Genomic DNA, 1,268 nt, shown 5'->3' with positions numbered 1-1,268 from the left:
CACGACAAACGCATGAAGAAAATATGGCTTACAGAAAAGACTTTCATGGATGAATTCAAAATCCTTCGCTATAATAAAAGTGGAGGATTTTGTTATGGAAGACCTTTTAAATTTCTTGATTACTGTTAGAGACGACCGTTCCCCATGGAAAATTAAACACTTATTGTCAGATATCGTTCTTCTCATCTTCTTTGCTCGCTTATCAGGCGCAGAACACTGGGATGAGATAGAGGAGTTTGGTATTGCCTATGAGAAATCCTTACGCACCGTTCTCAAATTAGAAAATGGCATTCCCTCTCATGACACTCTACAACGTGTTTTTGCGACCTTAGATTCACAAGTTCTTGTAGAACTCACACAGATATGGACTTCTCTTCTTGAAGCGTGTGACTCATCATCTAAAACCTTACCACAACTTTCAAAACGTTTAGTAGCCATTGACGGGAAGACTATCCGTGGTAATGGCAGTCAAACTCAAAAAGCCCTACATATTGTCTCAGCCTATGCGACAGATTTAGGGATTTCGTATGGCCAGGTAGCGACTGATGAAAAAAGCAATGAGATTACAGCGATTCCACGATTATTAGACATGATTTCAGTAAAAGGGTGCATGATTAGTATTGACGCCATGGGCACACAAAAGGCTATTGCGGATAAGATTATCATGAAGAAAGCAGATTATTGTCTAGCAGTCAAAGAGAATCAAAAGAGCCTTCTAGAAGATATTCGTCCCTATTTTGAACTCTCTCAGAATTTTGACGATAGCTATGAAACGCTTGAGAAAGCGCACGGTCAGATTGAATTGAGACAGTATGAAGTCATTACTGATACAGAGTGGATACGTCAAGAGCATCCTGATTGGGGACATATCCAAAGCATTGGACGGGCGCGTATTCAGATAACAAAGAATGGTCAAGAGAGCGAAGAAACCCGCTACTTTATTTTAAGTTGTCAGGTTAGCGCTAAAGAGTTGTGTGACTATGTGAGAGGTCATTGGCAAATAGAGAGTATGCACTGGCTACTAGATGTTGTTTTTCGTGAAGATGCCAATAAGACTTTGAATAAACAACTCGCATTTAATTTAAATGTCATGGATAAATTCTGTTTAGCGGTATTAAAACAGTTAGATTTTGGAAAGAAGATGAGTCTGCGTCGTAAGAAATATGCCCTAAGTCTGTCCTTTGACAAGTATTTAAAACAATTGCTTTAGGGCAAAAAACTTTCAACACTTGCAAAATGGAAATAGAAGATTTCATGCGTTTGTCGTG

General features: G+C 39.0%; 1 protein-coding gene. It reads left to right on the top strand.

All coding sequences use genetic code 11. The features are described from left to right. The first annotated feature begins 94 nt into the window (after positions 1-94). Complete coding sequence (locus tag EAF07_RS10375; protein ID WP_425452103.1) at positions 95-1,210, top strand: ISAs1 family transposase; 1,116 nt, start codon at positions 95-97, stop codon at positions 1,208-1,210. Positions 1,211-1,268: the final 58 nt, after the last annotated feature.

It is taken from the genome of Streptococcus hillyeri (genome assembly GCF_003686955.1).
In the GTDB taxonomy this organism is placed as follows: domain Bacteria; phylum Bacillota; class Bacilli; order Lactobacillales; family Streptococcaceae; genus Streptococcus; species Streptococcus hillyeri.
This window is presented reverse-complemented; position numbering and strand designations above follow the sequence as displayed.